The sequence below is a fragment of the Streptomyces sp. ITFR-16 genome, assembly GCF_031844705.1.
In the GTDB taxonomy this organism is placed as follows: domain Bacteria; phylum Actinomycetota; class Actinomycetes; order Streptomycetales; family Streptomycetaceae; genus Streptomyces.
This window is the reverse complement of record NZ_CP134609.1, coordinates 4,798,056-4,822,126: the sequence shown is the minus strand read 5'-3', so window position 1 is coordinate 4,822,126 and position 24,071 is coordinate 4,798,056. Positions and strand designations below refer to the sequence as shown.

Below are 24,071 nucleotides of genomic sequence, written 5' to 3'. Positions count from 1 at the left end.
CTCCTCGATGGGGTGTACGGGGGATGGCCCCGTCGGGGCCTCGACCAGACTTACACGACCGGACACAAGCCGCATTTCGATCACTTACGCTGCGTGTCCGAGGCCCGGCGCGTGGCCCGTTCGTCCTGGTCAGCAGCGCCCCCGGCACCGACGAGCCCCTTGCTGACGCCCTCCAGGCGGGAGCCGAAACGCTTCATCTCGCGCTGGCCCACGACACCGATGAGCGAGGGCAGGTAGCCCCGTACGGACTGCATGCCGCGCAGCCACCACTGGGCGTAGACATGCGGCGAGCGCCGCTCGATACCGGCCACGATCCGGTCGACGGCCGGGCCCAGCGGATAGGTGCGGTTGGACGGCCAGGGCAGCCGCTGGCGCAGCTCGCGCATGACGTCGTCCTCGTCGGCGCCGCGCACCATGTCGGTGTCGGTCCAGGACAGATAGCCGACGCCGACCTTCACGCCCCGGTAGCCGACCTCGGCCCGCAGGCTGTGGGCGAAGGCCTCGACGCCCGACTTGGACGCGCAGTACGCGGTCATCATCGGGGCGGGGGTGATCGCGGCGAGGGAGGCGATCTGGAGGAAGTAGCCCCGGCTCTCCATCAGGACGGGCAGGAAGGCCCGGCCGGTGACCGCGCCGCCGATGAGGTTGACCTCGATGACCCGGCGCCAGGCGACCGGGTCGGAGTCGACGAACGGGCCGCCGGAGGCGACGCCCGCGTTGGCGACGACGACGTCGACCTTGCCGAACCGCTCCTTGACCTCCTGGGCGACCCGCGCCATCGCCTCGTGGTCGGTGACGTCCGCGTGCCAGTGGTCGCTGTCGCCGTGCAGGCGCTCGGAGACCTTCTTCAGCTCGTCCGGCTCCAGGCCGACCAGCGCGAGCGTCGCACCGCGCGCCGAGAGCTTGCGGGCCAGCAGCTCGCCCACACCGCGTGCCGCGCCGGTGACGACGACAACCTGTCCTTCGAGACTGTTCCTGCCGCTCATGCGACCTCCTCCTTGCCCTCGACACCAGCCGTACCCCGGTCCGGGAGTTCCGGGAGGTAGGTGGTCACCAGCTCCCGGATGCTCGCCGTGACCGCCTCCGGCGCCTCGACCGGAGTCATGTGGCCCATGCCCGCCAGCTCGGTGAGCCCCAGGCAGTCGGGCAGCGCCGCCGCGATGGCCCGGGCGTGGACGGGCGGCGTGAGCCGGTCCTGCGTACCCGCGATCACCGCGGTGGGCACCCGCAGCTCCCGTACGCCCTCGTCGAGGTCGAGGTCCGCGAGGACCTGGCCCCAGGCGACCCGGGGGAGCCTCGGGCAGGCGTGCACGATCCGGGCGCAGGTGTCGACCCGGTCCGGAGCCGAACCCGGTCCCATTGTCCCGTACTTGAGGAGGCGACGGGAGACCGGCGTGACCGGCCCGAGCGGGGCGCGCGCCCCGAGGATCGCACGGGTCAGCCGGGTCCGGACGGCGCCGGGCCGCATCGGCACCACGAGCGACTCCGCGAGCAGCCGGGAGCTGCCGGTGCTGCACAGCAGGACGGCGGCGGCGTGCTCGCGCAGCGCGGGCCGGCGCGAGGCGGACATGATCGTCATGCCGCCCATGGAGTGCCCGGCGAGCACGGCCTTCTCCCCCGGTTCCAAGGTGGCGGCGAGGACGGCTTCGAGGTCGTCGGCGAGCGCGTCGGTGCTGTACCCGTCGCGTCCGGCGGCCGGCGAGGTGCCGTGGCCGCGCTGGTCGTAGGCGATGACGCGGTGGTCGACGGCGAGGTCGCGGATCTGGGCGTCCCAGAAGCGGGTGTTGCAGGTCCAGCCGTGCGACAGCACGACGGCCGGGGCGCCCTCCTGCCCGTGCACCTCGACATGGACGCGGGAGCCGTCGGCGGAGACGGCCATCAGCTCCCGTGCGGGAACGGGCGCACCGCTGTCGCGCCGCAGCGGGCGGCTCATCCCGCCACCTCCTCGGCGACGGCCCGCTTCGTCGCGCCCCGCTGGGCGGGCACCCGGACGACCTCGTACTCACCGAGGTCGACACCGCGGGTCAGCTTGCGGAACTCGGCGGTGGTGCCGGGCCAGACGGTGGTGTTGCGGCCGCCGGCGTCGAGGTACCAGCTGGTGCAGCCGCCGGTGTTCCAGACCGTGCGCTTCATGCGCTCCTGGACGTTCCGGTTCCACGCGCCGACGGCGGAGGGGCGGGCGTCGAGCGCGGCCTTGCCGCCGAGCACGTCCAACTGGCGCAGATAGTCGGCCATGTAGTTCAGCTGGGCCTCGATCATGAGGATCATCGAGGAGTTCCCGAGCCCGGTGTTGGGGCCGATGATCGTCATCCAGTTGGGGAAGCCTGCCGCGCTCGCGCCGCGCAGCGCCTGCATGCCGTCCTTCCAGGACTCCGCGAGGGTGATGCCGTCCGCGCCGACGACCCGCTCGGCGATCGGCATGTCGGTGACATGGAAGCCGGTGCCGAAGACGATCGCGTCGACCTCGGCCTCCGTACCGTCGGAGGCGACGACGGTCGAGCCGCGCACCTCGCTGAGCCCGGAGGCGACGACATCCACATTGGGCTGGGCGAGCGCCGGGTAGTAGGCGCTGGAGAGCAGGATGCGCTTGCAGCCGATGCGGTACGAGGGGGTCAGCTTGGCCCGCAGGGCCGGATCCTTGATCGCACGGGCCATGTTGGACTTGGCTATCCGTTCGACCAGGCCGAGCTGGTCCGGGTGCTTGGTGAAGGCGCTGACCTGCAACTCCCGTATGCCCCACAGCAGTCCGCGACGGGCGGTGCCGGTGAAGGGGAGCGTGCGGTGGAGCCAGCGCTCGGCGCCGCTGATCTGCCGGTCCATCCGGGGCATCACCCAGGGCGGGGTGCGCTGGAAGAGCGTCAGCCTGCCCACCTCGGGCTGGATCGAGGGCACGATCTGGATGGCGGAGGCGCCGGTGCCGATCATCGCGACGCGCTTGCCGGTGAGGTCGGCGTCGTGGTTCCAGCGGGCGGAGTGGAAGACCTCGCCGGGGAAGTCGGCGAGCCCGGGGATGTCGGGCATCTTGGGGTCGGAGAGCGGTCCGGTCGCGGAGACGACGACGTCGGCGACGACCGTCGTGCCGTTGGCGCTCTCGATGACCCAGTGCAGTTCCTCGTTGTCCCAGCGCATCTGCGTCACCTCGTGGTTGAGCCTGAGGTGCGGGCGCAGCCCGAAGGTGTCGGCGACGTGCTCCAGGTAGGCGCGGATGTGCTCCTGCCCGGAGAAGGTGCGCGGCCACTCGGGGTTGGGGGCGAACGAGAAGGAGTAGAGGTGGGACGGTACGTCGCAGGCGCAGCCGGGATAGCTGTTGTCGCGCCAGGTACCACCGACCGAATCGGCCCGTTCCAGGATCACGAAATCGGTGATGCCTTCGCGGCGCAGCCGGACAGCGGCCCCGAGGCCCCCGAATCCGGATCCGATCACCGCCACGCGTACATGCTCGTGCTGGGCCATGCTGCCGCCTCCCGCGGTACGTCACACGACTCTGCCAGCAATCACTGGCATTGTTGGGAGACTAGAACAGCTTCGTACCGATGGGTAGGGGTGCGACGAGGGAAAGTTACCGGCGGTACAACATGCGGCTCCCGCACCGGGGAGGCGGATAGGGTGCGGGAGTGGCAGAAGGACGCGAGCACCGTGAATACCGCATGGAGGAGCTGGCCAAGGAGGCCGGCATCCCCGTGCGGACCCTGCGCTTCTACCGGGAACGCGGCCTGATCTCCCCGCCCCGCCGCGAGGGCCGCATCGCCTGGTACGACGACCACCACCTGGCCCGCCTGCGGACCATCGCCGGGCTGCTGGAGCGCGGCCACACCCTGTCCGGCATCGCGGATCTCGCCCGCACCTTCGAGAGCGGACGGGACGTCGCCGAGGTTCTGGGCCTGGGCGAGCCGACCGAGGAGACCCCGGTCCGGCTCACGCCCGAGCAGCTCGCGGACTACTTCGAGGGCGAGTCCACCCCGGAGAACCTGGCGACGGCGATGGAGCTCGGCTACCTCGGCACGGACGGCGACGAGATCGTCCACATCAGCCGCCGCCTGCTGGACGTGTCGGCCGAACTGGTCCGCGAGGGCGTCCCGCTCGCCACGGTCCTCGCCTCGGGCCGCCGCGTCCGCGAGCACGCGGACGCGCTGGCCGACCTCTTCGTCGCGACCCTGCGCGAGCACAGCACGGAGGCGGAACCGCCCCAACTGCGCCCGCTGGCCCGCGCGGTGGTGGACGCGGAACTCTCCATGGCGCTGGACCGGCGGCTACGCAGGGACGCGGAACCGCCGCAGCCGCCCCAGCCGTCCCTGTAGGGCCGGGCCCTACTGCTCGTACACCACCGTCACCGGCGCGTGGTCGCTCCACCGCTCCTCATGGGTGGCGGCGCGCTCGACCCACGCCTTGACCGCGCGCGCGGCAAGACCGGGGGTCGCGATCTGGTAGTCGATGCGCCAGCCGGTGTCGTTGTCGAAGGCGCGCCCGCGGTAGGACCACCACGAGTACGGGCCCTCCACATCGGGGTGCAGCCCGCGCACGACGTCCACGTACGCCGCTTCGTCGAAGACCCGGGTCAGCCACGCCCGCTCCTCGGGCAGGAAGCCGGAGTTCTTGCGGTTGGCCCGCCAGTTCTTGAGGTCCGCCTCCTGGTGGGCGATGTTCCAGTCGCCGCAGACCACGACCTCGCGGCCCTCGGCGGCGGCGCGCTTCTTCAGCCCGGTCAGATAGAGCAGGAAGGCCGCCATGAAGCGCTCCTTCTCGTCCTGCCGCTCGGTGCCGACCTCGCCGGAGGGCAGATAGAGGCTGGCGACGGTGACGCCGGGCAGGTCGATCTCGACGTACCGGCCGCTCGCGTCGAACTCCTCGCTGCCCGCGTCCCCGAAGCCGCCGAACCCGATCTGCACCCGCTCCGGCGCGCGGCGCGAGTAGAGGGAGACCCCGGCCCGGCCCTTGGCGGCGGCCGGCGCGTGGACGGTGTGCCACCCCTCCGGCTCACGCACCTCGTCGGGCAGCTGCTGCGGCTCGGCGCGCACCTCCTGGAGGCAGATCACATCGGCGTCGGTCCGCGCCAGCCACTCGACGAACCCCTTCTTGGCGGCGGCACGGAGACCGTTCACATTTACGCTGGTAACGGTGAGCATTCCGGCACGATACCGACCCGACCGATCGCATACATGTACCATGCATCGCATGAATATCCAGCCGCGCCCTTACGACCACCCCGACGCCGTCAAACTCAACGATCTCGTCCAGCTCGAATACGCCGAGCGGTACGGGGACGAGGGCGACATCACACCGCTGGACGCCACGATGTTCGACCCCCCGCACGGGCTGTATCTGGTCGCCTACGACGCGTCGGACCGCCCGGTCGCCACCGGCGGCTGGCGCTCGCAGGAGCGCAACGAGGAGGGCTACTCGGACGGCGACGCCGAGCTGAAGCGGATGTTCGTGATCGCCGAGGGCCGCGGCCAGGGCCTGGCCCGCCGCATCCTGGCCCTGCTGGAGGCGGACGCCCGCGCGGCCGGCCGCACCCGCATGGTCCTGGAGACCGGCGACCGCCAGCCCGAGGCGATCGCCCTGTACCTCTCCAGCGGCTACACCCCGTGCGAGAAGTTCGGCCACTACCGCACGTACGAGAGCAGCCGCTGCTTCGCGAAGCCGCTCCAGTCCTAGGGCCTGTCCGGCAGACAGGCTCCGGCAGCCAGGCCCTGGCGGCCGTCCCTCAGGAACCGCAGGAGCGCGTCGTTGAAGGCCTCCGGCCGCTCCAGGTTCGGCATGTGACCGGCGCCCTCGACGACGACCAGCTCCGCGTGCGGGATCAGCTCCTGCGTCTCCCGGGCCTCCGCGACGGGCGTGTACCCGTCGTCCGCCCCGACGACGACCAGGACCGGCACCCGGGCCCCGGCGAGCGAGGCGCGGTAGTCCGGCCGCTCGGCCCGCCCCCGCAGGGCGGCCGCCGCCCCCTCGGGCGCGGTGGCCCGCATCATCCCGCTCACCTGCGCGGCGACCCCGGGCAGCGCGGTGACGTTGTACGGGGCGAGCATCCGGTCGAGCACCTCGGCCGCATACCCGTCCATCCCCTCCGCGAGCAGCCGGTCCGCCATACGGTTGCGGACCGCCCTGCCCTCCTCGGTCTCGGCGGCGGGCGAGGTGTCGGCCAGCACCAGGGCGGCCACCCGTTCCGGGAAGGAGCGGTGGAACTCCATCACGATCTGCCCGCCCATGGACAGCCCGCCGACCACGGCCCGCGCGATGCCCAGACGGTCCAGGAGCGCGGTGGCATCGGCGGCGAAGTCCGCGAGCAGGGTGCGCCCCGGGACGACCCCGCTGGCCCCGTACCCGCGCAGATCGGCCGTGATCACCCGGCGCCCGGCCGCGACCAGGGCGTCCGTCTGGGGCTGCCACATGGTCCGGTCGAACGGATGCCCGTGGACGAGCACGACGGGCGCGAGCCCGCTGTCCGCGTCCCCCAGGTCGTCGTACACGAGGACGGTCCCGTCCGCCGCGACGAACTCCAGCCCCGTCCCGCCGCTCACCGGACCCTCCCCACGCCCACGTAGAACCCGCTGCGCTCGACGACGGGCGCGGGCTCCTCGCGGTACCACTCGGTGGCGGGAACGAGCCCCGGCGCGACGAGCTCCAGCCCCTCGAAGAACGGCTCGACCTCTTCCCTCGTACGCATCCGCAGCGCGATGGCGCCCTTCTTGTACGCGGCCTCGGTCTCCTGCTTCAGCTCCGGATGCTGGTCGGCCGTGCCGTGCGAGAGCACCAGGAAACTGCCCGGCGCCAGGGCGCCGACCAGGGTGCGGGTGATGCCGTACGGGTCCTGGTCGTCCGGCAGGAAGTGCATCAGGGCGATCAGCGACAGGGCGATGGGCCGGTCGAAGTCCAGGAGCTTCCTCGCTCGTTCGAGGATGACCTCCGGCTCCCGCACATCGGCGTGCAGATAGTCGGTTGCGCCCTCGGGAGCGCTCACGAGCAGCGCCTCCGCGTGCCGCAGCACGATCGGATCGTTGTCCGCGTAGACGATCCGGGCGGCCGGATTGACGGCCTGGACGATCTGATGGAGATTCGGCTCGGTCGGAATGCCGGTGCCGATGTCGAGGAACTGGTCGATCCCGCCGCGCGCCAGCCAGGCCGAGGCCCGGTGCATGAACGCCCGGTTCCGCGCGGCGTTGCCCCGCGCCTCCTCCGGCAGGGTCTCCGCCACCTGCTGATCCACCGGGTAGTTGTCCTTGCCGCCCAGCAACCAGTCGTAGACACGGGCGGGGTGGGGCTTGCCGGTGTCGATCCGGGGCTGGGGTATGCCTGCCGTCACAGGACGCTCCTCGGTACGGAGTTTTCTCATGAGCGGGTCACCGCGTAACCGCTTTCAGCGTAGGCGAACCAAGATCTATTCCCCTCCCCGAGATCCGCCCGCCCTCCCCAACGCCCTTGCGTTGAAGTGCACTCGAACATGCAGACTCCCACCCACGGCCACCGAACGACGGTGACCGGAACCGGAGGGGACCGTCATGAAGTACCGCACCATCGGCACCGATCCAGCCACCCGCCGCGAGGTCAGCGCCCTCGCCCTGGGCGCGATGCTCTTCGGCTCGGTGACCGACGAGAAGACCTCGTTCGCGATCCTGGACCACTTCGTCGAGGCCGGCGGCACCTTCATCGACACCTCCGACAACTACGCGTACTGGGTCGACGGCGGTCTCGGCGGCCAGAGCGAACGGCTGCTCGGCAAGTGGCGGCGCAGCCGGGGCATCGGCGACGAGATCGTCATCGCCACCAAGCTGGGCGCCGAACCGCTGGCCCCCGGCACGGGGTTCGTCGACAACCCGGAGGGCCTGTCGGCCAAGGCGGTCCACGCGGCGGTCGAACGCAGCCGGGAGCGGCTGGGCGTGGAGAAGATCGACCTGCTGTACGCGCACATCGAGGACCGGACCGTCCCGCTCGGCGAGACCGTCGAGGCGTTCGGCGAGCTGGTCCAGCAGGGCACGGTCGGCCTGCTGGGCGCGAGCAACCACGCGATCTGGCGCATCGAGCGCGCCCGCGCCCTGGCGCGGGCGGCCGGACTGCCCGGCTACGAGGTGCTCCAGTACCAGCACAGCCATCTGCGCCCCCGCTACGACATCCCGACCCCCCTCTTCGAGGACGGCAGCCTGGGCCACGCGGGCCCCGAACTCCTCAGCTACCTGCGCGCCGAGCAGGACCTGACCCTGGTCGCGTACTCCCCGCTCCTGGCCGGCGCCTACACCCGCCGCGACAAGCCGCTCCCCGCGGACTACGACCACCCCGGCACCCCTTCCCGCCTCGCGGTCCTGCACGAGATCACCGCCGAAACGGGCGCCACCACCAACCAGGTCGTCCTGGCCTGGCAACTCTCCTCCCCCTTCCCGATCATCCCCCTGGCCGGCGCCTCCTCCCTGTCCCAGCTGAAGGAGAACCTGGCGGCGGTCGACCTGGAACTGACGGAGGAGCAACGGGGGAGGCTGGACGGGGCGTACTGAGGGCTCCCGGAACCGGCCGGGGAAACGACGAAGGTCCCGCCCGATCTTGCGATCGGGCGGGACCTTCGTTGTGCGGTGGACCTGTGGGGATTTGAACCCCAGACCCCCTCGATGCGAACGAGGTGCGCTACCAGACTGCGCCACAGGCCCTTGCAACGAGTGAAACTTTAGCACCCTCACCGGGGTGCTCGGAAATCGGTTCCGCGCTGGTCAGCCGAGTCGGCGTCGCGGGGTGCGCGGAAGGGGGCTCACTCGTTGGCGGCGCGCGGGCGGTCGCCGTCCTCGTACTGGTCGAACAGGGGGGTCCGGCCCCGGTCGCGGCTGCGGCGGGACTGGGGGGAGCGCTGGCGGGGGGCCGGGTCCACCGCGGGGGGTGCGGGGTTCGCGGCGGGCTCGGCGGTGCTGGAGCGGGCCGCGCTCCAGGTCTCCGGGTCGCCGACCTCGACGCCACCCGTGGCGCGCGGGGCGACCGGGGCGGTGACATAGGTCGGCAGCGGGACGGGGACCGGCTCCCAGCTGTCACCCTGGACCCGGCCGCGTTCGCGCTGCTGGTCGACCCACTCCGCGTGGTCCGTCTGCTCGACCAGGGCGCGGCGGCCGGCCTCCTGCGGGGAGAGGGCGGGGGCCGGCTCGGGTGCCGGGTGGCGCGCCTCGGGGTCTTCGTCGGACTCGGCGGGGGCCGTGGCGGCGGGCTGGTGGCGGCGCGGGCGGTTCTCCCGCAGGCGCTGCGCGGCCACCTCGGCCCGGCGTCGGTCCATGGTGAAGGCGAACCTGCGCCGCTCCTGGGCGCGCAGATGCACGATGTACGCGCTCAGGAGGACCGCCGGGACCGCGGGGGCCCACAGGAAGCGGAGGCCGCCGACCGCCGCGACGACCGCGCCGAGCGTGAAGGCGAGGAAGAGGACGACGGTGGTGCGCCGGCGGCGTGCGAGGACCTGGAGGCGCTGCGCGCGCCGGGCGCGCTCCGCGTCGATTCCGCCGGGGCGCGCGCGCTGGGCGGATGCGGGGGCGGAGGGGTCGGGGGCGGGCCGCTCGCGATCCCGGCGTTTGCGCGGGGCGCGCTCCGGCGGACCGGCCAGGTCGTGCACCCGGGCCTCGGTGTGCGCCGGAGGCGCGGCGAAGGACCGGACGTCGACGGACTCCATTCGGTCCGTGACGACGTCCGGGTCGGCGTCGGGCGCCGCGTCGTCGTCGGTGCGCTCCTGGAGCCCCTTGGCATACCGGCGCTCCATCGCCGCCCGTCCGGACAGCAGCCGGATGGCGGTGCTGAAGCGTTCCGTCGGACGGGCTTCATTGAGCTCGTCCTGCCTCCGGAGCCACATCGGCACCAAGTAGGCGGCCCAGGCCCCGACGATGACTGCATAGATGAGGCCACTGCTGCTCACATCTCACACCGTAGAGGGGTTTGCGCGGAGGCATCCGCCAATTGGCACGGTGTGTCGCACGATCCGGCTGATATCACGGACTTTTTTTGTGATTGTTCAGATCAACAGTCGGCGTTTGACTGTCCGTTAGCGGTCAACTGGCAGTCATACGGCGATCAATTTCGAACACATATTTTATTTCGACTGATGTTCCGGCCGGTCCGGCCGCGCCCGGTGCCACCTCCGGAGCAGCCCGTCGGGCACCTCCTCGGCGGTGAGCGCGTAGATCAGATGGTCCCGCCAGGCGCCGTCGATGTGCAGATATCGCGGCCGCAGCCCCTCCTCGCGGAATCCGAGTTTCTCCACGACCCGGCGGCTGGGCCCGTTCTCCGGGCGAATGCACACCTCGATGCGGTGCAGTCCGACCACCCGGAAACAGTGGTCCACCGCGAGCGCGACCGCGGTCGGCATCACCCCGCGCCCCGCCACCTCCTGGTCCACCCAGTACCCGACGTGCCCCGAGCACATCGAGCCCCAGGTGACCCCGGCCACGGTCAGCTGACCGACCAACCGCCCCTGGTACTCGATGGCGAACGGCAGCATCCGGCCGGCGTTGGCCTCGGAGCGCAGATGGCGGACCATCTGGCGGTACGTGGGCCGCTGGGCCACCGGTCCGCCGGGGGCGGGCGGCGGCACGGTCGCCTCCCAGGGGCGCAGCCAGTCCCGGTTGCGCCGGTTGACCTCACGCCATTCACGCTGGTCGCGCAGTCTTATCGGCCGGAGGGCGACATCGCCGTCCACCAGGATCACCGGCCAGGTCGGGACGTTCAGCTCGGGCTCCCGGGTCGGGGGTGATCGCCGCCGCGCAGCTGGTCGACGGCGTGCACCAGGAGTCGGGTCAGGACCGCGAGCCCGTCGCGCACCCCGCCGGTGGACCCGGGAAGATTGACGACGAGGGTGCGGCCGGCCACCCCCGCGAGCCCGCGCGAGAGCGCGGCCGTGGGCACCTTGTCCCGGCCCTCGGCCCGGATCGCCTCCGGGATGCCGGGGACCTCGTGGTCCAGGACGCGGCGGGTGGCCTCGGGGGTGCGGTCGGTGGGCGAGATGCCCGTACCGCCGGTGGTCACGATGACGTCGTACGCGGCGGCCACCCCGTCCCGCAGCGCCTGCTCGACCGGGTCGCCGTCAGGCACGACCCGCGGTCCCTCGACGGTGAAGCCGAGCCCGGTGAGCACCTCGGCGATCAGGGGCCCGCCCTTGTCGGCGTAGACCCCGGCGGCGGCGCGGTTGGACGCGGTCACCACCAGGGCGCGGTACGGGGCCGGGGACGCCCCGGGCGTGCTCACGCGTCCGCCCCGCCGGGGGCGGTGCGGACGTAGTCGCCGGACTTGCCGCCCGACTTCGCCTCGACCCGCACGTCCGTGATGACCGCGGCCTTGTCGACCGCCTTGACCATGTCGATGACGGTCAGCGCGGCGACCGAGACCGCGGTCAGGGCCTCCATCTCCACGCCCGTGCGGTCGGTGGTCTTCACGGTGGCCGTGATCTCCACCGCGTCGTCGGCCACCGTCAGGTCGACGCCGACACCGGAGACGGCCAGCGGGTGGCAGAGGGGGATCAGCTCCGGGGTCCGCTTGGCGCCCATGATCCCGGCGATGCGCGCGGTGGCGAGGGCGTCGCCCTTGGGCACGCCCTCGCCCCGGAGCAGCTCGATGACCCGCGGCGATACGAGGACCCGGCCGCTGGCGCGAGCGACGCGTGCGGTGACGTCCTTGCCCGAGACGTCGACCATGCGGGCGGCCCCCGCCTCGTCGATGTGCGTCAGCCTGTTCTGCGTAGTCAACTAACTCCGCCTAGCGGTAGGGCGCCGGTTGCCCCGCTGCTGCACCGGGGTGCAGGTCCGGGGTCCGGGGGGTGTCCCCCGGAAGGCACAGCGGCAGATACCGTACCGCCACCGGGCGCCGGTCAGCGGAGCAGGATCACCTCGGTGTCCGTGCCGGGCTCGGCGGAGGTGACGTCCTCGGGCAGCACGATCAGCGCGTCCGCCTGCGCGAGAGCGGCGATCAGATGCGATCCGGAGCCCCCGACGGGCGTGACGGTGCCCGCCTCGGCGTCGTACGTACCGCGCAGGAACTGCCGCTTCCCGGCCGGCGAGGACAGCGCCTTGTCGGTGACCAGGGTGGCCCGCGCGGTCGGCCGGGTCACCTCGGGCAGGCCCATCAGGGTGCGGATCGCGGGCCGTACGAACAGCTCGAAGGAGACGTACGAGGAGACGGGGTTGCCGGGCAGGGCCAGCAGCGGGGTGTGGTCGGGGCCGATGGAGCCGAAGCCCTGCGGCTTGCCCGGCTGCATGGCGAGCTTGCGGAAGTCGACCCCGCCGCCCGGCTCGTCCTCGTCGCCCACCGAGGACAGGGCCTCCTTGACCACGTCGTACGCGCCGACGCTGACCCCGCCCGTGGTCACGACGATGTCGGCGCGGATCAGCTGGTCCTCGATCGTCGCGCGCAGCGTGTCGGCGTCGTCGGTGACGGAACCGACCCGGTAGGCGATCGCGCCGGCGTCCCGGGCGGCGGCCGTCAGCGCGAAGCTGTTCGAGTCGTAGATCTGTCCGCCGGTCAGCTCCTCGCCGGGCTGCACCAGTTCGCTGCCGGTGGAGATGACGACGACGCGGGGGCGGGGCCGCACCTTCACCGTCGAGCGGCCGATCGCGGCCAGCAGCCCGATCTGCGGCGGCCCGATCACCGAACCGGCCCGCAGCGCCAGATCGCCGGGCCGTACGTCACTGCCCCGGTCCCGGACATGGGCGCGCGCCCCGGCCGGGCGGTGGACGCGGACCTCACCGCCCGCGCCCTCGGGCGCGTCGCTGTGGGCGCGCATCGTGGCGGCCGGGCCCTCGCCCGTGCCCCCGTCGGTCCACTCGACGGGGACGACGGCCTCGGCGCCCTCCGGGAGCGGGGCGCCGGTCATGATGCGGGCGGCCTCCCCCGGTCCGACGCGCCGGTCCGCGCCCAGCCCGTCGTCGCCCGCGGCGACGTCCCCGATGACCGTGAGAACGGCGGGGAACTCCTCGGTGGCACCCTCGACATCGGCGACCCGCACCGCGTAGCCGTCCATCGAGCTGTTGTCGAAGGGCGGCAGGGCGATCTCCACCACGACGTCCTCGACCAGGACGCAGCCCTGTGCCTCGGGCAGTTGCAGCTCGATGGGTTCGAGCGGCTTCACCGCGGCGAGGATGTCTTCCAGGTGCTCGTCCACCGACCAGATCGTGCTGCTCAAGGTGCTACATCTCCTCGGTGACGTAACTGCGGAGCCAGGTCCGGAACTCCGGCCCCAGGTCTTCACGTTCGCACGCGAGTCTGACAATGGCACGGAGGTAGTCGCTCCGGTCGCCGGTGTCATAGCGGCGGCCCTTGAAGACCACACCGTGCACCGGGCCGCCGATCTTCTCGTCCTCGGCCAGCAGTTGCAGGGCGTCGGTCAGCTGAATCTCGTTGCCCCGGCCCGGCTCGGTCCTGCGCAGTATCCCGAAGACGGCGGGGTCCAGGACATAGCGGCCGATGATGGCGAGGCTGCTGGGGGCGTCGGCCGGCTCCGGCTTCTCGACCAGTCCGGTGACCCGCACCACGTCGCCCTCGGCGGTGGGCTCCACGGCCGCGCAGCCGTACTGGTGGATCATCGCGGACGGGACCTCCATCAGCGCGACGACGCTGCCGCCCTCGCGCTCCTGGATCTCCACCATGCGGGCGAGCAGCGGGTCGCGCGGGTCGATCAGGTCGTCGCCGAGCAGGACCGCGAACGGCTGGTCCCCGACGTGCGGCGCGGCGCACAGGACCGCGTGGCCGAGTCCGCGCGGGTCGCCCTGGCGGACGTAGTGCATGGTGGCGAGGTCGCTCGACTCCTGGACCTTGCGCAGCCGTTCGGCGTCGCCCTTGCGGGTGAGCGCCGACTCCAGCTCGTAGTTCCGGTCGAAGTGGTCCTCGAGCGGGCGCTTGTTGCGTCCGGTGATCATGAGCACGTCGGAGAGCCCGGCGGCCACCGCCTCCTCCACGACGTACTGGATGGCAGGCTTGTCGACGACAGGCAGCATCTCCTTGGGAGTGGCTTTGGTGGCCGGCAGGAAGCGGGTCCCGAGGCCCGCCGCCGGAATGACAGCCTTGCTGATCCTGGGGTTCGACTGGGTCATGCGCAGAACCTTAACCGGCACACATGGGCGGAAGATGAGTCTCCGGTTAACTTTGTACTCATATATGCCCGTACGACAGATCTGTGGGTGCCCTGTTGAACACCGACATGTCCGCAAAGGCCCTGCTGCGGCGTGAACTGCTCGCCGCGCGACGCCTCCTGACCATGGAGGACGTCGAACGGGCGGCCGCGGTTCTGGCGCGCCACGCGCTCGGGCTCCCCGAGCTGGCCGGGGCCCGTACCGTCGCCGCGTATGTCTCCGTGGGGCGCGAACCTGGCACCCGCGCCCTCCTGGACGCGCTCCGCGCGCGGGGCGTACGCGTCCTGCTTCCGGTGCTCCTGGCCGACAACGACCTCGACTGGGCGCCCTACGAAGGCACCGGGAACCTCGCGAAGGCCGGCCGCGGCCTGCTGGAGCCCACCGGCGGACGGCTCGGCCCCGATGCCGTCCTGGAGGCGGACGCGGTGCTGCTCCCCGGTCTCGCGGTCGATGGGCGCGGAATGCGGCTCGGGCGCGGCGGCGGCAGCTACGACCGGGTGCTGGCGCGCCTCGCGGCGGCCGGGGCCCACCCGGCGCTGATCGTGCTGCTGTACGGCGACGAGGTGGCCGCGCGGGTCCCGGAGGAACCGCACGACCGCCCCGTGGACGCCGTGGTGACACCGGACGGCGCGCGCCGCTTCGGCCGGGGCCGAGGTCCCGCGCCCGTCCCGAGGCCCTAGGGCTTCAGGGTCAGCGTGTCCTTCGTCGCCTTGGCCACGTCGTTCGTGCCGAAGGCCCAGGGCAGCAGTTCGCCGTTGACCCACTTGTCCGTCTGGTCGGTGTAGTGCGCGCTGAACGCGTGCCCGGAGGCGCCGGTGAGGTTGATCCAGCGGGACCTGTCCCAGTCCCCCACGTTGACGACCATCCGCATCGACGGCACCCAGACGACCTCGTAGCCGCCGGCCGCGTTCCAGCCGGTGGCGTTGACGGCCGCCTCGCCGCCCCCGAGGTTCCAGGGGCCCCGGTTCAGCACCCGCTGGAGCAGTCCGGGGCCCTCGGTGCCGAGCGTCTGGTTCTTCAGGGTCAGCTGGTGCAGCCGGCCCCAGTTCCAGGTGGTGATGTCCTTGCCGAGCTTGGCCGTCAGCTCCCAGCGGGCGTCCTCCATGGCGCGCGCGAACAGCTCGTCACGGGTCTCGGTCGCCTTGTCCTTGCGGCTGCGCGGGGACTTCCACCAGTCGCTGTCCGGCTTGTCCATGAGGTTCGCGACGACCTGGTACCAGCGGTCGCCGCCGTCCGGCTGCGCCGAGTCCGGGGCTCGCTGACCGCATTCGCGTACCAGCTTGTCCTGCTCGTCGACCGGGCCGGAGCTCTTGGCCGGGGGCACGTTCAGGCACTCGCCCTCGACCCGCAGCTCCTTGGGCAGCTTGTCGCCGAAGCCCAGCTTGAGGATGTTGCGCCAGACGGCGTTGAAGTAGGCGGCGGCGGCCGAGTCGGCCTCCTGGGTGTAGTCCCAGCCCTCCAGCAGCTTCTGCGCCTCGCGGACGTCCTTGTCCGAGATGTTGATCTTCAGCAGCTCGGGCACCAGCAGCGCGGCGATCTCGCTGGTGTTGTCCATCTGCATCTTCTGCATGTCTTCGGTCGAGATCTTCCCGCCGCCCTTGATCTTCGACTCGATGAGGTCGTTGATCCGCTGGCTGCGGGTGCCGTAGCCCCAGTCCTTGGTGAGCAGGTACGGGTACTTGTCCTCGTCGATGACCGCCTGGTTGGCGGTGACGATGTAGCCGCGCTTCGGGTCGTACTCGTACGGCAGCTCGTCGAAGGGGATCGGGTCCTTCTTCCAGCCGTACGACGAGGACCAGCCGGGGCTGGGCAGCGTGCCGTCACCGGCCTTGCGGACCGGGATCCTGCCGGGCGCCTGGTAGCCGATGTGGCCCTTGGTGTCGGCGTAGATCAGGTTCTGCGAGGGGACCTCGAAGTGCTGGGCCGCCGCACGGAAGGAGGTGAAGTCCTTGGCGCGGTTGAGCTCGAAGACGGCGTCCATGGAGTGGCCGGGCTCCAGGGCGGTCCACTTCAGGGCCACCGCGTAACCGTCGGCACGGTCCGGGGCGGCGTTGGTGACCGGCGCCTTCTGGCCGACCTTCTCCAGCTCGCTGCTGCGGTCGGAGACCAGCGGGCCGTTGTTGGTCTCGCGGACGGTGATGTGCCGGTCCTTGCCGCCGGCGACCTTGATGGTCTCCTCGCGGGTGGTGAACGCCTTGACCTTGCCGTCGTACAGGTAGCCGTCGCCGGAGACCTTCTCCAGGAAGAGGTCGGTGACGTCGGCGCCCAGGTTGGTGAAGCCCCAGGCGATGTCCTGGTTGTGGCCGATGATCACGCCGGGCATGCCGGAGAAGGTGTACCCGGCGGTGTCGTAGCCACAGGTCTCCGAGACCGTGCGGCAGTGCAGCCCCATCTGGTACCAGAGCGAGGGCAGCTGCGGCGCCAGGTGCGGGTCGTTGGCCAGCAGCGGCTTGTCGGTCGTCGTGTACTTGCCGGAGACCACCCAGGAGTTCGACCCGATGCCGGTGCCGTTCGGGCCCAGCAGGGCGGGGATCTCGTCGAGCGTCTCGGAGAGCGCGCCGAGCTGGGTGTTGAGCCCCTCGGTGGCACCGGCGGCGGTGGAGCTGCCGAGGCCGTCGGAGGGCGAGGCGTCGGGGTCGAACTTCCCGGTGACCGGCGAGACCGCACCCTGGTCGACGATCGGCCGGTGCTTGTCGTACGGGTAGGGCGGGTACAGGTCCTGGATCTTCTTCGCGTCGAGCCGGCTCGTCATCAGCGAGCGGTCGATCTCGTCCTGCATGTTGCCGCGCAGGTCCCAGGCCATGGCCTTCAGCCAGGCGACCGAGTCGACCGGGGTCCACTTGGCCGGCTTGTAGTTGTTGGTGAAGCCGAGGGCCGCGTACTCGACGGAGATGTCCTTGCCGTCGCGCCCCTCCAGGTAGGAGTTGACGCCGTCCGCGTACGCCTGGAGGTTCTTCTTGGTCTCCTCGGACAGGACGTTGTCGTACTCCTCCTGTGCCACCTTGCGCCAGCCCAGCGTGCGCAGGAAGGAGTCGGTCTCGACCTGGCCGGAGCCGAACATCTCGGAGAGCCGGCCGGCCGTCAGATGACGGCGGACGTCCATCTCCCAGAAGCGGTCCTGCGCCTGGACGAAGCCCTGGGCACGGAACAGGTCGGCGTCGGAGTCCGCGTAGATCTGCGGGATCCCGCTGCCGTCGCGCTTCACCTCGACGTTGCTGTCGAGGCCTTTGAGCTGGAGCGTTCCGCTGGTCTGCGGGTAGGAGGCCCGCACAGTGGATACGGACCAGTACGTTCCGTAACCGATACCCGCGACAAGCGCCAGCACCAGGACGATCACGATCAGGCGGGCGCGTCGCCCCTTCTTCTTGCGCGGCCCGCCACCGGCGGAACCGGTGGAGCCGGAAGAGGCGGTTGTGTTGGCGGGCATCGCTGTCCTTCGAGGGGCAGGGTGGTCCTGGGAGTGCAGGAGCAACCATAGGCGCAGCGGGGAAGCCACTCTGACGCGGTATCGGGATGACTCGAATTGCGTAGCGATCGTACGAATACTCGAACGCATCAAGAAAACGTTAAAGATTAGGTAAGGTAACGAAGTACCGGCCGCCGGAAGACGATCCGGCAGGCGTACGCAGGGAAGGACCGGCCACTGACTGTCCACACGCTCAACGAACTCCTGCTCGTCTGCTCACTCGTCCTGCTCGTCGCGGTCGCCGCTGTCCGGATCTCGTCCCGCAGCGGACTCCCCAGCCTGCTCCTGTATCTCGGCATCGGGATCGTCATGGGGCAGGACGGGCTCTTCGACGTCAAGTTCGACAACGCGGAACTGACGCAGGTCATCGGGTACGCGGCCCTCGTCGTGATCCTCGCCGAGGGCGGCCTCGGCACGAAGTGGAAAGAGATCAGACCCGCGCTGCCCGCCGCGGCGATGCTCTCGCTCGTCGGCGTCGCGATCAGCGTCGGCGTGACCGCGGCCGGGGCGCACTACCTGGTCGGCCTGGAGTGGCGGCAGTCGCTGATCATCGGCGCGGTCGTCTCCTCCACGGACGCCGCCGCGGTCTTCTCCGTGCTGCGCAAGGTGCCGCTGCCCTCCCGGATCACCGGTGTCCTGGAGGCCGAGTCCGGCTTCAACGACGCCCCCGTGGTCATCCTGGTGGTGGCCTTCTCCACCGTGGGGACGGTCGACAGCTGGTACGTCCTGGTCGGCGAGATAGCGCTGGAACTGGCCATCGGCGCGGCCGTCGGCATCGCCGTGGGCTGGCTCGGCTCCTTCGGGCTGCGCCATGTCGCGCTGCCCGCCTCCGGCCTCTACCCGATCGCCGTGATGGCGATCGCGGTCTCCGCGTACGCGGCGGGCGCCATGCTGCACGGCAGCGGCTTCCTCGCCGTCTACCTGGCCGCGATGATCCTCGGCAACGCCAAGCTGCCGCACTGGCCCGCGACCCGCGGCTTCGCCGACGGGCTCGGCTGGCTGGCCCAGATCGGCATGTTCGTCCTGCTCGGACTGCTGGTCACCCCGCACGACCTGCTCGACGACTTCTGGCCGGCGGTCGTGGTGGGCCTGGTGCTGACCGTGGTGGCCCGGCCGCTGGAGGTCTTCGTCTCGCTGGCGCCCTTCCGGCTGCCCTGGCAGGAGAAGGCCCTGATGTCCTGGGCGGGGCTGCGCGGCGCCGTGCCCATCATCCTGGCGACCATCCCGATGGTGTCCGGGATCGAGGGCTCCACCCGGGTCTTCAACATCGTCTTCGTGCTCGTCATCGTCTACACCCTCATCCAGGGCCCGACCCTGCCCTGGCTCGCCAAGGCTCTCAACATCGCCGAGGACCCGTCCGAGGCGGCCGACCTGGGGATCGAGTCGGCACCCCTGGAGCGGCTGCGCGGCCATCTGCTGTCGGTGGCCATCCCGGCGAAGTCGAAGATGCACGGCGTCGAGGTCGGGGAGCTGCGGCTGCCCTCGGGGGCCGCGGTCACCCTCGTCGTGCGCGACGGCAAGAGCTTCGTCCCCATCCCGGCGACCGTGCTGCGGCGCGGCGACGAACTGCTGGTCGTGACGACCGACCCGGTGCGCGACGCGGCCGAGGCACGGCTGCGCGCGGTCGGCGAGGGCGGCAAGCTGGCCGGCTGGCTGGGCACGGGAAGTCAGCTCTCCGGCGAGGAGACCGTCACCGGCCCTCATCCGGCCGGGGTGCTCAAGGCCGCGAAGAAGCTGGGCCGAGCGGATCTGAGCAAGAAGAAGCGCGACGCGGCGGCCCGCGAGGCCAAGGCACGCGAGGCGAAGGCGCACCACTGAGAACGCAGCGCGTTCACAGGTGACGAAGGGCGGCATGCCCACAATCACAGGTGCGCCCGCGCCTTTGCCTGTACCATAAAGGAAACCTAGATCGACCTATTGATCCACCAACTCTGCCTGACGCAGAGCTGGCGCGACCGTATGGCGGTCGTGGCGTCCTCCGCCTCTGCTGCGAGCGCCCGGCATCTACCGCAGTTCCGCGCGAAGAGGACAGCTCTCGGCAGCTCCCGACCGGGTCCGCACCCACGTGCCGGCCCGCCCCTCGGAAGCACGGCCACCAGGCGGCAGAAAGGCATGGACCGTGGCGTCCACGGTCTCCGACCGCCCCGGATACGGGCAGTTGCTGCGCACCCCGGGTGCGTGGACCTTCCTCCTGCCGGGCTTCGCCGCACGGCAGCCCTTCGCCATGCTGACCATCGGCATCGTCCTGCTGGTCCAGCACACCACCGGCTCGTACGGCAGCGCGGGCGCCGTCGCGGCCGTGACCGGGGTCTCCATGGCCCTGTTCGCCCCGCAGACCGGCAAGCTCGCCGACCGCTTCGGCCAGCGCGCCGTGCTGCTGCCGGGCGTCCTCGTGCACACCGCGTCCGTCTCGGGCCTTGTGGCGCTCGCGCTGGCCGGCGCCCCGATGTGGGCTCTGTTCGCCGCCGCCGTCCCCACCGGGGCGTCCGTCCCGCAGATCGGCCCGATGGTGCGGGCCCGCTGGGCGGCCGTGCTGGGAGCGGCGCCGGGCCGTGAGGCCTCGCCGCTGATGTCCACGGCGGCCGCCTTCGAGTCCGTGACAGACGAGTTCACCTTCGTCATCGGCCCCGTCCTCGCCACCGCGCTGTGCACCGGCGTGCACCCGGCGGCCGGACTGATCGCGGAGGCCGCCCTGACCCTGTTCGGCGGCCTGTTCTTCGCCGCCCAGCGCGCCACCCAGCCCCCGGTGCGCAACGCCGCGGCCGCGGGCTCCCCGCGGCACACCTCCGCCCTGTCCGTCCCCGGCGTCCGCGTGCTCGCGGTCGCCTTCCTCGGGATCGGCGCGGTCTTCGGCGGCATGCAGGTCTCGCTGACCGCCTTCGCCGAGGAGATCGGCAGCCCCGGTTCCAACGGACTGCTGTACGGGATCTTCGCGGCCGGCAACATGCTGGCCGGCATCGCCTGCGGGGCCATCGCCTGGAAGACCGGCCCCCGCCGCCGGCTGATCGCCGGGTACGCGGCGCTGACGCTCACCGCGTCGGGCCTGTGGGCGGTGCACTCCGTGCCGCTGCTCGCGGGGCTCGGGCTGCTCGTCGGCCTCTGCATCGCCCCGGCCCTGATCAGCGGCTACACCCTGGTCGAGGCGCTGGTCCCGGCCTCCGCCCGGACCGAGGCGTTCACCTGGCTGACGGGCGCGGTCGCGCTCGGCCAGGCGGGCGCGGTGACGGTGGCCGGACGGCTCGCGGACGCCCATGGGGCGAGCACCGGATTCCTGGTGCCCCTGGTGGGCACGGCGCTGGCGCTGGCGACCCTGGTGACCTTGCGTTCCCGGCTCGCCCCGAGGAGTTCGGGGCGGACCGTGGCACGTGGGATCGGTCACCGCGGGCCGGTCACGGTGGACTGATCCAGCGGAATACGTCACTATGGAGCGTCGTTAGCACTCATCGAGTCAGAGTGCCAGGAGGAACAAGTGCCGACCTATCAGTACCAGTGCACCGAGTGTGGCGAGGGCCTCGAAGCGGTGCAGAAGTTCACCGATGACGCTCTCACGGTGTGCCCGAACTGCGACGGACGCCTGAAGAAGGTGTTCTCGGCGGTCGGCATCGTCTTCAAGGGATCCGGTTTCTACCGGAACGACAGCCGCGGCTCCTCGTCGAGCAGCACGCCGGCCTCGGCCGCCGCGAAGACCTCCGGGGCCTCGTCCTCGACGGGTTCGGACGCGAAGCCGTCCACCGCCGCGTCGACGTCCTCGTCCAGCTCCTCGACGGCGTCCTCGTCGTCCTCCGCCTCTTCCTCGTCGAGCGGTTCGTCGGCCGCCTGAGCCGCCCGCCCGACCGTTCGCCCCTGCTTCACCGGGACCCCGCCGATCCGCTCGGCGGGGTCCTCGGCGTTCCCCGCCCGGCTGCCGCCGTCACGAGCGGAACGCCTACTGTGACCGCATGGTGAACGCAGAGATCGGTGTGATCGGCGGTTCGGGGCTGTACTCCTTCCTGGAGGACGTCACCGAGGTCCGCGTGGAGACCCCCTACGGAGCGCCGAGCGACTCCGTCTTCCTCGGCGAGATCGGCGGCCGCAAGGTCGCCTTCCTCCCCCGGCACGGACGCGGCCACCATGTGCCGCCGCACCGCATCAACTACCGCGCCAACCTGTGGGCCCTGCGCTCGGTCGGCGTGCGCCAGGTGCTCGGCCCGTGCGCGGTGGGCGGGCTGCGGCCGGAGTACGGGCCGGGCACGCTGCTCGTGCCGGACCAGCTGGTGGACCGCACGAAGACCCGGGTCCAGACGTACTACGACGGCGAGACCCGGGCCGACGGAGTGGCGCCCAAGGTCGTGCACCTGGGTTTCGCCGACCCGTACTGTCCCGAGGGGCGCAAGGTGGCCCTGGCGGCGGCGCGCGGACGGGACTGGGAGGCCGTGGACGGCGGGACGCTGGTCGTCGTCGAGGGGCCGCGCTTCTCGACCCGTGCCGAATCGCGCTGGCACGCGGCGATGGGCTGGTCGGTGGTCGGGATGACGGGGCACCCCGAGGCGGTGCTCGCCCGTGAACTGGGCCTCTGCTACACGACGATGACCCTGGTGACGGACCTGGACGCGGGGGCGGAGGCCGGTGAGGGTGTCTCCCACGAGGAGGTGCTCAAGGTGTTCGCGGCCAATGTGGACCGGTTGCGCTCGGTCCTCTTCGACGCGGTGGCGGCACTGCCGGCGGACGCGGACCGCGACTGCCTGTGCGCGCACGCGCTGGACGGGCTGGATACGGGGATCGAGCTGCCGTAACAGGACGGCTCGGGGCCTGTACGGGCGGGCCGCTGCCGGTCCGGGCGGGAGCTTTCCCCGGCCCGGGTGAGGGCCTTCCCCGGCCCGGGTGAGGGCCTTCCCCGGCCCGGGTGAGGGAGTTGTCCACATCCGGCGGTCCGTCCACAGGGCTCTGCGGGGATCGCGCGGGTGGTGGATCGTGAGGGCTGTGCGGCCGGAATTCCTGGAGTTCCGGACCGCCGTCCGACTCGCCCACCCACCCTGACGCAGGCGGTGTTTGCCATGCTCGCATCCGGATCTCCGGCCCCTCCCCCGCCCTCTCCGGCGCCTCCGCCCTGCGGGGTGCCCGCCTTCCCTCCGCTGCGGGTGCGCGGGGGCGGCGGCCATCGGCTGCGGCGGGCGGTGTGGCGGCAGCGGAGGGCGATGGCCGCGGGACTGGCCCTGACGGCGGCCGCGCTGGCCGCTTCGGGGCTGGGCGGCGGCGGGGGTACGGGGCCCGGGGCCGCCGACGCGGCGGGCCGGGCGCCGGAGCGGGCATCGCCGCCGGTACGGCTGGTGTCGGCGCCCGTCCGGATCACGGACGCCGCGACGGTACGGCTGCTGCGGCCGGGGGACCGCGTCGATGTGATCGCCTCCGAGGGCGCCGGGGGCGACGCCCGGGTGCTGGCCCGGGGCGCACGGGTGGAGCGGGTGCCCTCGGCCGAGGAGGCGACGAGCGCGACGGACGCGGCGGACGCGGCGGACGCGGCGGACAGGGGCGCACTGATCGTCCTGTCCGTGCCGAGGCCGACGGCGACGCGACTGGCCGGTGCGGGGATCTCCGCCGGATTTGCGGTGATCCTGTGTTGATTCGTACTGACGCACTATCAGGTCACCGGACAAGCAGGCTGGATGGGGTGGTTCCCCGGTGTCCTGCCGTAGGTTGCGGAGCAGTTCGCACCCCCTACGGCACAGACGAAGGACGGCTCACGCGTGAGCGAGAAGAAGAAGGTCAGTCTACTGGAGGGCTTCAAGGCCTTCCTGATGCGCGGCAATGTGATCGACCTGGCGGTCGCGGTCGTCATCGGCGCAGCGTTCACGAACATCGTGAACGCGATCGTCAAGGGCGTCATCAATCCGATCGTCGGTGCGTTCGGCACCCAGGATCTGGAGAGCTACAGCTCCTGTCTCAAGGCCCCCTGCACGGTCGACCCGAAGACGGGCGAGGTCGACGGCATCCAGATCCTGTGGGGCTCGGTGCTCAGCGCCGCGCTCAGCTTCCTGATCACCGCTGCCGTCGTGTACTTCCTGATGGTGCTGCCGATGGCGAAGTACCTCGCCAGGCGTGCGGCCATGCAGGCGGCGAAGGAGGGCGTGCAGGAGACGCTGGAGGTGAGCGAGCTGGAGGTGCTGAAGGAGATCCGCGACGCCCTGGTGGCTCAGCGCGGCGCGCCCGCCGACGGGCCCGCGCGCGGCGGGGACTCCGGGGGCGGCTCCCCGGCACCGGGCAGCCAGGAGTAGCACGGCCGGAGGCGACCGGGCCGGCGGGAGGCGGGCGCTCAGATGTGGTGCGGCGGCTTCTCGTCGAGGAAGCGCGCGAGATCCGCCGCGCTGCCGCCGGACGGGGCCCGCTCGCCCCAGCCCCGGTCCGTGTCGTCCGCGGACTGCTGGTCCAGCGGATCGTCGAAGATCAGCGCCGGCTTGGGCTTGGACTCGGGCCGGTCCGGCGCGGACGTCTCCGCATCGCGCGGTCCGGGGGCGGGGGCGGTACTCATGCCTCCAGGGTACGGCCGCCCGCCGGGGCGG

General features: G+C 71.7%; 24 protein-coding genes and 1 tRNA gene. 10 read left to right on the top strand and 15 right to left on the bottom strand.

What is annotated here, in order from left to right:
* Nucleotides 1–80: 80 nt before the first annotated feature.
* The 3 genes from RLT58_RS21405 to RLT58_RS21395 are packed head-to-tail and all read right to left on the bottom strand — an operon-like array spanning nt 81 to nt 3,453.
* Nucleotides 81–986, bottom strand: coding sequence for an SDR family oxidoreductase (locus tag RLT58_RS21405; RefSeq protein WP_311311986.1), 906 nt, complete (start codon nt 984–986; stop codon nt 81–83).
* Nucleotides 983–1,933, bottom strand: coding sequence for an alpha/beta fold hydrolase (locus RLT58_RS21400; RefSeq protein WP_311311985.1), 951 nt, complete (start codon nt 1,931–1,933; stop codon nt 983–985). The genes RLT58_RS21405 and RLT58_RS21400 overlap by 4 nt, the downstream gene beginning before the upstream one ends.
* On the bottom strand, nt 1,930–3,453 hold the full coding sequence (locus RLT58_RS21395; RefSeq protein WP_311311984.1) for a flavin-containing monooxygenase: 1,524 nt from the start codon (nt 3,451–3,453) through the stop codon (nt 1,930–1,932). Before RLT58_RS21395 ends, RLT58_RS21400 begins: the two co-directional genes overlap by 4 nt.
* A gap of 194 nt (nt 3,454–3,647) precedes the next feature.
* Here RLT58_RS21395 and RLT58_RS21390 point away from each other — a divergent pair, with 194 nt between their 5' ends.
* Complete coding sequence (locus RLT58_RS21390) at nt 3,648–4,298, top strand: MerR family transcriptional regulator (RefSeq protein WP_311314592.1); 651 nt, start codon at nt 3,648–3,650, stop codon at nt 4,296–4,298.
* Between the two features lie 9 nt (nt 4,299–4,307).
* Here the strand turns inward: RLT58_RS21390 and RLT58_RS21385 are convergent, their stop codons facing one another.
* On the bottom strand, nt 4,308–5,123 hold the full coding sequence (locus tag RLT58_RS21385; RefSeq protein ID WP_311311983.1) for an exodeoxyribonuclease III: 816 nt from the start codon (nt 5,121–5,123) through the stop codon (nt 4,308–4,310).
* 49 nt (nt 5,124–5,172) lie between these two features.
* On the opposite strand from RLT58_RS21385, the gene RLT58_RS21380 reads away from it, so the two are divergent.
* Nucleotides 5,173–5,655 (top strand): GNAT family N-acetyltransferase, encoded by a 483-nt coding sequence (locus RLT58_RS21380; protein WP_311311982.1) that lies wholly within the window; start codon nt 5,173–5,175, stop codon nt 5,653–5,655.
* Here RLT58_RS21380 and RLT58_RS21375 read toward each other — a convergent pair.
* Both RLT58_RS21375 and RLT58_RS21370 read right to left on the bottom strand, forming a co-directional pair.
* Complete coding sequence (locus RLT58_RS21375) at nt 5,652–6,518, bottom strand: alpha/beta fold hydrolase (RefSeq protein WP_399131660.1); 867 nt, start codon at nt 6,516–6,518, stop codon at nt 5,652–5,654. The two genes, RLT58_RS21380 and RLT58_RS21375, sit on opposite strands and share 4 nt — an antisense overlap.
* Entirely contained in the window at nt 6,515–7,300 is a 786-nt protein-coding gene (locus RLT58_RS21370; RefSeq protein ID WP_311311981.1) for an SAM-dependent methyltransferase, read from the bottom strand. The genes RLT58_RS21375 and RLT58_RS21370 overlap by 4 nt, the downstream gene beginning before the upstream one ends.
* A gap of 196 nt (nt 7,301–7,496) precedes the next feature.
* Here RLT58_RS21370 and RLT58_RS21365 point away from each other — a divergent pair, with 196 nt between their 5' ends.
* Nucleotides 7,497–8,483 carry an aldo/keto reductase gene (locus RLT58_RS21365; RefSeq protein WP_311311980.1) on the top strand — a complete coding sequence of 329 codons (987 nt, stop codon included), beginning with the start codon at nt 7,497–7,499 and terminating at the stop codon, nt 8,481–8,483.
* A 76-nt stretch (nt 8,484–8,559) separates the two neighbouring features.
* Here RLT58_RS21365 and RLT58_RS21360 read toward each other — a convergent pair.
* The 7 genes from RLT58_RS21360 to galU all read right to left on the bottom strand — a co-directional run bounded on the left by RLT58_RS21360 (nt 8,560) and on the right by galU (nt 14,030).
* Nucleotides 8,560–8,633: transfer RNA gene (locus tag RLT58_RS21360), tRNA-Ala, on the bottom strand.
* Nucleotides 8,634–8,731: 98 nt separating this feature from the next.
* Nucleotides 8,732–9,868 carry a divisome protein SepX/GlpR gene (gene glpR / locus RLT58_RS21355; protein WP_311311979.1) on the bottom strand — a complete coding sequence of 379 codons (1,137 nt, stop codon included), beginning with the start codon at nt 9,866–9,868 and terminating at the stop codon, nt 8,732–8,734.
* 174 nt (nt 9,869–10,042) lie between these two features.
* On the bottom strand, nt 10,043–10,657 hold the full coding sequence (locus RLT58_RS21350; protein ID WP_311311978.1) for a GNAT family N-acetyltransferase: 615 nt from the start codon (nt 10,655–10,657) through the stop codon (nt 10,043–10,045).
* Nucleotides 10,658–10,674: 17 nt separating this feature from the next.
* Complete coding sequence (locus tag RLT58_RS21345; protein WP_311311977.1) at nt 10,675–11,193, bottom strand: MogA/MoaB family molybdenum cofactor biosynthesis protein; 519 nt, start codon at nt 11,191–11,193, stop codon at nt 10,675–10,677.
* Nucleotides 11,190–11,690: a cyclic pyranopterin monophosphate synthase MoaC gene (moaC, locus tag RLT58_RS21340; RefSeq protein ID WP_311311976.1), complete on the bottom strand. Its 501-nt coding sequence runs from the start codon at nt 11,688–11,690 to the stop codon at nt 11,190–11,192. The genes RLT58_RS21345 and moaC overlap by 4 nt, the downstream gene beginning before the upstream one ends.
* A 122-nt stretch (nt 11,691–11,812) precedes the next feature.
* Nucleotides 11,813–13,123, bottom strand: a complete 1,311-nt coding sequence (gene glp / locus RLT58_RS21335) for a molybdotransferase-like divisome protein Glp (RefSeq protein ID WP_311311975.1) — start codon at nt 13,121–13,123, stop codon at nt 11,813–11,815.
* 4 nt (nt 13,124–13,127) lie between these two features.
* Complete coding sequence (gene galU / locus RLT58_RS21330; RefSeq protein ID WP_311311974.1) at nt 13,128–14,030, bottom strand: UTP--glucose-1-phosphate uridylyltransferase GalU; 903 nt, start codon at nt 14,028–14,030, stop codon at nt 13,128–13,130.
* Between the two features lie 107 nt (nt 14,031–14,137).
* Between galU and RLT58_RS21325 the strand changes: the two genes are divergently transcribed.
* Nucleotides 14,138–14,749, top strand: coding sequence for a 5-formyltetrahydrofolate cyclo-ligase (locus tag RLT58_RS21325; RefSeq protein ID WP_311311973.1), 612 nt, complete (start codon nt 14,138–14,140; stop codon nt 14,747–14,749).
* Here the strand turns inward: RLT58_RS21325 and RLT58_RS21320 are convergent.
* Complete coding sequence (locus RLT58_RS21320) at nt 14,746–17,496, bottom strand: penicillin acylase family protein (protein ID WP_311311972.1); 2,751 nt, start codon at nt 17,494–17,496, stop codon at nt 14,746–14,748. The genes RLT58_RS21325 and RLT58_RS21320 overlap by 4 nt on opposite strands.
* A 243-nt stretch (nt 17,497–17,739) precedes the next feature.
* Between RLT58_RS21320 and RLT58_RS21315 the strand changes: the two genes are divergently transcribed.
* The 6 genes from RLT58_RS21315 to RLT58_RS21290 all read left to right on the top strand — a co-directional run bounded on the left by RLT58_RS21315 (nt 17,740) and on the right by RLT58_RS21290 (nt 23,786).
* Complete coding sequence (locus RLT58_RS21315) at nt 17,740–19,353, top strand: potassium/proton antiporter (RefSeq protein ID WP_311314590.1); 1,614 nt, start codon at nt 17,740–17,742, stop codon at nt 19,351–19,353.
* 301 nt (nt 19,354–19,654) lie between these two features.
* Nucleotides 19,655–20,938 carry an MFS transporter gene (locus RLT58_RS21310; protein WP_311311971.1) on the top strand — a complete coding sequence of 428 codons (1,284 nt, stop codon included), beginning with the start codon at nt 19,655–19,657 and terminating at the stop codon, nt 20,936–20,938.
* A gap of 66 nt (nt 20,939–21,004) precedes the next feature.
* A complete protein-coding gene (locus RLT58_RS21305) occupies nt 21,005–21,355 on the top strand; it encodes an FmdB family zinc ribbon protein (RefSeq protein ID WP_311311970.1) in 351 nt (116 codons plus the stop codon).
* A 118-nt stretch (nt 21,356–21,473) separates the two neighbouring features.
* On the top strand, nt 21,474–22,307 hold the full coding sequence (locus tag RLT58_RS21300; protein ID WP_311311969.1) for an S-methyl-5'-thioadenosine phosphorylase: 834 nt from the start codon (nt 21,474–21,476) through the stop codon (nt 22,305–22,307).
* A 261-nt stretch (nt 22,308–22,568) separates the two neighbouring features.
* Nucleotides 22,569–23,135 carry a hypothetical protein gene (locus tag RLT58_RS21295; RefSeq protein ID WP_311311968.1) on the top strand — a complete coding sequence of 189 codons (567 nt, stop codon included), beginning with the start codon at nt 22,569–22,571 and terminating at the stop codon, nt 23,133–23,135.
* A 123-nt stretch (nt 23,136–23,258) separates the two neighbouring features.
* A complete protein-coding gene (locus tag RLT58_RS21290) occupies nt 23,259–23,786 on the top strand; it encodes an MscL family protein (protein ID WP_311311967.1) in 528 nt (175 codons plus the stop codon).
* Nucleotides 23,787–23,824: 38 nt separating this feature from the next.
* On the opposite strand, the gene RLT58_RS21285 is transcribed toward RLT58_RS21290, so the two are convergent.
* The gene (locus RLT58_RS21285) at nt 23,825–24,040 is read right to left on the bottom strand and encodes a hypothetical protein (protein WP_311311966.1); all 216 of its coding nucleotides are present in this window, start codon (nt 24,038–24,040) and stop codon (nt 23,825–23,827) included.
* Between the last annotated feature and the right edge of the window lie 31 nt (nt 24,041–24,071).

Excerpts from the sequence above, each read along its gene's own strand:
- RLT58_RS21320 (WP_311311972.1), bottom strand. The coding sequence starts at position 17,496 with ATGCCCGCCAACACAACCGCCTCTTCCGGCTCCACCGGTTCCGCCGGT.
- galU (WP_311311974.1), bottom strand. The coding sequence starts at position 14,030 with ATGACCCAGTCGAACCCCAGGATCAGCAAGGCTGTCATTCCGGCGGCG.
- RLT58_RS21395 (WP_311311984.1), bottom strand. The coding sequence starts at position 3,453 with ATGGCCCAGCACGAGCATGTACGCGTGGCGGTGATCGGATCCGGATTC.
- RLT58_RS21400 (WP_311311985.1), bottom strand. The coding sequence starts at position 1,933 with ATGAGCCGCCCGCTGCGGCGCGACAGCGGTGCGCCCGTTCCCGCACGG.
- RLT58_RS21405 (WP_311311986.1), bottom strand. The coding sequence starts at position 986 with ATGAGCGGCAGGAACAGTCTCGAAGGACAGGTTGTCGTCGTCACCGGC.
- RLT58_RS21385 (WP_311311983.1), bottom strand. The coding sequence starts at position 5,123 with ATGCTCACCGTTACCAGCGTAAATGTGAACGGTCTCCGTGCCGCCGCC.
- RLT58_RS21325 (WP_311311973.1), top strand. The coding sequence starts at position 14,138 with ATGTCCGCAAAGGCCCTGCTGCGGCGTGAACTGCTCGCCGCGCGACGC.
- RLT58_RS21300 (WP_311311969.1), top strand. The coding sequence starts at position 21,474 with ATGGTGAACGCAGAGATCGGTGTGATCGGCGGTTCGGGGCTGTACTCC.
- RLT58_RS21365 (WP_311311980.1), top strand. The coding sequence starts at position 7,497 with ATGAAGTACCGCACCATCGGCACCGATCCAGCCACCCGCCGCGAGGTC.
- RLT58_RS21285 (WP_311311966.1), bottom strand. The coding sequence starts at position 24,040 with ATGAGTACCGCCCCCGCCCCCGGACCGCGCGATGCGGAGACGTCCGCG.
- RLT58_RS21380 (WP_311311982.1), top strand. The coding sequence starts at position 5,173 with ATGAATATCCAGCCGCGCCCTTACGACCACCCCGACGCCGTCAAACTC.
- RLT58_RS21295 (WP_311311968.1), top strand. The coding sequence starts at position 22,569 with ATGCTCGCATCCGGATCTCCGGCCCCTCCCCCGCCCTCTCCGGCGCCT.
- RLT58_RS21390 (WP_311314592.1), top strand. The coding sequence starts at position 3,648 with ATGGAGGAGCTGGCCAAGGAGGCCGGCATCCCCGTGCGGACCCTGCGC.